Below are 5,318 nucleotides of genomic sequence, written 5' to 3' on the forward strand. Positions count from 1 at the left end.
TTATCAGTTAATTCTACTTGATTGTTTTTTTCTTCAATGACAAAGTATAATGCCTCGTCTACTTTTGGCATTTCTCTATTATTATCTTGCATGTGAGCATTTTCTGTTTTTTGAAGAATTTGTTTGATTCCTTCTTCAGATAAAAACTTAATTAATGCTTTATTTTTAGGATACGCACGGTAGGTTCTTAATAATTGAAAACCACCATCTTTAACATTTCCTTCTTTAATTAATCGTTTTGCTTCAGTTAAGCAATCTGTTGCAATACGCTTTTGTAAATTGAAAAGATTTTCCACTTTTGGTTTTAATTCTAAAAACTCGTGTCGGTCTCCATCTTCAACAGGTCCAGAAATAATTAAAGGAGTTCTTGCATCATCAACTAATACTGAATCGACCTCATCTACAATGGCGTAGTTGTGTTTTCTTTGTACTAAATCTTCTGGTGAATTCGCCATATTATCACGTAAATAATCGAAACCAAATTCGTTATTCGTACCATAAGTAATATCGGCATTATATGCTTTTCTTCTTGCTTCTGTATTTGGTTGGTGATTGTCTATACAATCTACAGTTAAACCGTGAAATTCAAATATAGGCGCTTTCCAAGTACTATCACGTTTCGCTAAATAGTCATTTACTGTAACTAAATGTACTCCATTTCCTGTAAGTGCGTTTAAGTAAAGTGCAAGAGTTGCAACTAACGTTTTACCTTCTCCGGTTTGCATTTCGGCAATTTCACCTTGGTGTAAAACAATACCACCCATTAATTGAACATCATAATGAATCATGTCCCAAGTGATTGGCTTTCCTGCAGCATCCCAAGAATTTGCCCAATTTACTTCTTCACCAACAATGGTAATATAAGGTTTTGTTGCAGAAAGTTCTCTGTCTTTTGCAGTAGCAGTAACGGTTATTGAAGTGTTTTCTTTAAAACGACGTGCCGTTTCTCTTAGTACAGCAAATGCTTCAGGTAAAATATCATTTAAAGTTTTTTCTGAAATATCGTATGCTTCTTTTTCTAACTTATCAATTTCAGTATATATATTTTCACGAGCATCAACATCTACTGTGTTTTCTGCTTCCGATTTTAACGCTTCAATTTTAGCATCTTTTTCAGCACGAGCTTGATTGATTTTGTCTTTAAACAAAACCGTTTTTGCTCTTAATTCATCGTGCGAAATTGATTTTAATGCTTCTTGATAAGAATTAATCTTATTTACGATAGGTTGAATGGCTTTGATATCGTTGGCTGATTTATCACCTACAAATATTTTTAATATCGAATTTACAATACTCATAATCTATGTTTTATATAATTTAACCTTACGGTTGTATTCATTTGTAAAGATAACCAAAAAAAAAGCCTCACCGAAGAGACTTTTTAATAGGCTATTTATTTTTTAATATTCATCCTCGTTCCAAAGATAATCTTCATCTGTAGGATAATCTGGCCAAATTTCTTCCATCGACTCATAAATTTCACCTTCATCCTCTATAGACTGTAAGTTTTCTACCACTTCTAATGGTGCTCCAGCTCTGATGGCGTAGTCAATTAATTCGTCTTTTGTAGCAGGCCAAGGTGCATCACTTAAATATGATGCCAATTCTAACGTCCAATACATCTTATTTAGATTTTATAGTTTAATGCAAAAATAAATTTATTAGTTAAAAAGACAAGTTTTTTTTGAATTATTTTTTAATTAATTTTAAGAACTTAATTTCAGTGGTCAGTTTTCAGTTTTTAGTGATCAGATTTTTATATTGACTGAACACTTTTTGCTGTGTACTGAATACTATTTTCGAGGTATCCACTTTACTTCTTCAGCGTTTAAATCATAAGACAACTTTCGTGCCAATACGAATAAATAGTCAGAAAGTCGGTTTAAATATTTAATTGCAATCTCTGCAACAGGTTCGTTATGGTCTAAATGTACGGCTAAACGCTCGGCTCTTCTGCATACACAACGTGCAATATGACAATATGACACGGTTGTATGTCCGCCTGGCAAAACAAAATGCGTCATCGGAGGCAATGCTTCTTCCATAGCATCAATTTCTTTTTCAAGTAATTCGATATCACTTTCAATTATACCTAAGTTTTGTAAACGTTTTTCGCCGTTTTTTAATACTTCTTTTTCAGGCGGTGTGGCTAATATAGCGCCAACAGTAAATAATCTGTCCTGAATTTCAATTAAAATATCTTTATAATGCGCATTGAAATCTTGATCACGAATTAATCCGATATGTGAATTTAATTCATCAACTGTACCATAGCTTTCTATTCGGATATGGTCTTTTGGTACTCTTGTTCCTCCGAAAAGGGCAGTGGTTCCTGTGTCACCTGTTTTAGTATATATTTTCATATGTTGTTATATTTAGCACGGAAACCACCAGTGCATATATTGTAATTTGTTGTATTTAATAAATAATAAAATATGTCCCTCACTTTTATTTTGTTTATCTTCACGTAACTGAATAACTTCCATTTCTCCGTCATTTTGAACATCTATATTCTCAATGTGTTTCATTGCATAAGGAAAATATTTTTTCAAATCTTCTTTTGTAGTTTCAGAATTCAAGATTATATTTTTGAATTTAATAAAGTTATTTTTCGTAAACCGAAATTCATCTACAGCAATTTCATTTTTAGAATTTTCAAAACGAGAACCATCTTTATAAAAAAATTTATCTTTTAAATCTTTACTGCCATCTTCATTTTCAAAAATATAACTACAAAGTTCTGTTTTTGAAACTAAAACAATACTGTCTGGTTTTCCAAAGACATTTTCAAATTCATTTATTTTAAAAAAACGACCTAAGATTCCATTGAAACTTAAATCTTCTTCAAGCATTACTTCTGCTTTATTAATGTCATATAATTCTATTTCACCTTTTTTTTCTGTTCTGTTATTTTTTGTTGATTCAATATTACTTGCAGTTTTAGTGTTAGAAATATTTTTATGACAAGAAAAAAATATTGTTAGAAGTACTAAGGTGAAGAATTTCATATTTGAAAATTTAATTGTTTTTATTTTTTTGTAATGAAACTACAACCCCAATTGTAATTGATAATGCAATAAATGCTAACGATAACCATTCTGGAAAATATTCTGGGAAGTGATGAATCAATAACATTTTCACACCGACGAAAGTTAAAATTGCAATTAAACTGTATTCAATGTAACTAAATTTTTCAATCATATTGGCTAAGAAGAAATACATAGAACGTAATCCTAAAATAGCAAAAATATTAGAGCTGAATACCAAAAATGGGTCAGAAGTAATCGCTAAAATTGCTGGAACGCTATCTAAAGCAAAAATAACGTCCATTACTTCAATCACAATTAATGCAATAAATAACGGTGTTACGTAATTAATGTTTTCTTTTCTAATAAAAAATTTCTGTCCTTCAATTTCAGTATGAACTGGAAATATTTTACCTATTAGCTTATATATTTTAGAATCCTTAGGGTCAAATTCTTCTTCCTCTTTACTAAATAGCATTTTCATAGCTGTAAAAATTAAGAAAGCACCAAAAACATATATAATCCATTCAAATCGATTGATAAGTGCTACGCCTAAAAAAATCATTAAACCTCTAAAAACAATAGCACCTATGATTCCCCAAAATAAAACTCTGTGTTGGTATTTTTGTGGAATTTTAAAGGATGAAAAAATAATAGCAATTACAAAAATATTATCAGCACTTAAGGAAAGTTCTATTAAATATCCAGTAATGAACTTTAATGAGGCGTCTGTTGGTTTTAAATTAGTTGGGTTTTCAATGTGACCTCCGCTGTATAAAAGATAGACCACACCAGAAAACATAAACGATAATGTTACCCACAAAATAGTCCATTTAGAGGCTTCTTTGCTACTAATTATATGCGGGTTTTTATTAAAAACACCTAAATCAAGTGCTAAAAATATAGAAATTGCAATAAGAAAAATAATCCAAACTGTCATAATTATTAATTTTTAGCAAATATAAATTAAAATTCAGAAATTTTTAGCTTCACACAGATTAAAAATAAGTTTTTACGTTTTTGTTAGTCTAACCCTTTGTTTTTTCATTAAAATACATTGAAAATTAAAATATTTTTAAATCACCCCTAAAATTTTAGGGGGTAAGTTTTTTTATTTGTAAATATTTTATACTTTTGCAGTGTAAAATTTAGAAATTAATTTTAAAACCTAACTTTATGGCTACACTTCGTTTCCAAGCTTTAGATAAAGCTACAAGTAGAAAACCAGTTTCTTTTGAAGAAACAGCAAGAAAATCAGAAATTTTTGCTTCTAATGTGTTCAACGACAAATCAATGCGTCAATTTTTAACACCAGATGCTTATAAAGCAGTTAAAAGCGCTATTGAATTAGGAACAAAAATCGATCGTAAAATTGCGGATTATGTAGCAATGGGAATGAAAGAGTGGGCTTTATCAAAAGGCGTAACACATTATACACATTGGTTTCAACCATTAACAGGAACAACGGCTGAAAAACACGATGCTTTTTTCGAAACATCAATGGACGGTTCAGATCCAGTAGAAAAATTTGGTGGAACTCAATTGGTTCAACAAGAACCGGATGCTTCATCATTTCCAAATGGTGGAATTAGAAATACATTTGAAGCTCGTGGTTATACAGCTTGGGATCCAACTTCTCCAGCATTTATTTTTGGTAGTACTTTATGTATTCCAACTGTTTTTGTATCATACACAGGTGAAGCTTTAGATAACAAAACACCTTTATTAAGAGCGTTAAGCGCTATTGATACTGCTGCTACAGAAGTAGCTAAATATTTTGATAAAAACGTTAAAAAAATTACACCAACGTTAGGTTGGGAACAAGAATATTTCTTAATTGATTCTGCTTTAGCTGCAACAAGACCTGATATTATTGCTACTGGTAGAACTTTATTAGGACACACGTCTTCAAAAGGACAACAATTAGATGACCATTATTTTGGTTCTATTCCAACTCGTGTTTTACAATATATGAGAGAATTGGAATACGAATGTATGTTATTAGGTATTCCTGTTAAAACACGTCATAATGAAGTAGCGCCAGGACAATTTGAATTGGCTCCAATTTTTGAAGAAACCAATTTAGCAGTTGACCATAACTCCTTATTAATGGATGTGATGGAAAAAGTTGCTGAAAGACACGATTTCAAAGTATTGTTTCACGAAAAACCTTTTAAAGGTGTAAACGGTTCAGGTAAACATAACAACTGGTCTTTAGCAACAGATACTGGAATTAATTTATTGTCTCCAGGAAAAACGCCAATGAGTAATTTAATGTTCTTAACGTTTTTT

Annotated in this window: 6 protein-coding genes; 1 reads left to right on the forward strand and 5 read right to left on the reverse strand. The window is 30.7% G+C overall.

The window, feature by feature from the left end:
- The 5 genes from ACIQ11_RS08650 to ACIQ11_RS08670 all read right to left on the reverse strand — a co-directional run.
- The coding region (locus tag ACIQ11_RS08650) for a DEAD/DEAH box helicase (protein ID WP_396154250.1) at positions 1-1,298 on the reverse strand (1,298 nt) is incomplete at its 3' end.
- A gap of 102 nt (positions 1,299-1,400) precedes the next feature.
- On the reverse strand, positions 1,401-1,622 hold the full coding sequence (locus tag ACIQ11_RS08655) for a DUF2795 domain-containing protein (RefSeq protein ID WP_022828503.1): 222 nt from the start codon (positions 1,620-1,622) through the stop codon (positions 1,401-1,403).
- A 171-nt stretch (positions 1,623-1,793) separates the two neighbouring features.
- Entirely contained in the window at positions 1,794-2,363 is a 570-nt protein-coding gene (locus tag ACIQ11_RS08660) for a cob(I)yrinic acid a,c-diamide adenosyltransferase (protein ID WP_353078597.1), read from the reverse strand.
- Positions 2,364-2,375: 12 nt separating this feature from the next.
- Positions 2,376-3,008 carry a hypothetical protein gene (locus tag ACIQ11_RS08665; protein ID WP_396154251.1) on the reverse strand — a complete coding sequence of 211 codons (633 nt, stop codon included), beginning with the start codon at positions 3,006-3,008 and terminating at the stop codon, positions 2,376-2,378.
- Positions 3,009-3,018: 10 nt separating this feature from the next.
- Positions 3,019-3,966 carry a TerC family protein gene (locus ACIQ11_RS08670; protein WP_396154252.1) on the reverse strand — a complete coding sequence of 316 codons (948 nt, stop codon included), beginning with the start codon at positions 3,964-3,966 and terminating at the stop codon, positions 3,019-3,021.
- A 236-nt stretch (positions 3,967-4,202) separates the two neighbouring features.
- Here ACIQ11_RS08670 and ACIQ11_RS08675 point away from each other — a divergent pair.
- Positions 4,203-5,318: glutamine synthetase III (locus ACIQ11_RS08675; protein ID WP_396154253.1), on the forward strand; the 1,116-nt coding region annotated here is incomplete at its 3' end.

The sequence above is a fragment of the Flavobacterium sp. genome (assembly GCF_044361065.1).
In the GTDB taxonomy this organism is placed as follows: domain Bacteria; phylum Bacteroidota; class Bacteroidia; order Flavobacteriales; family Flavobacteriaceae; genus Flavobacterium.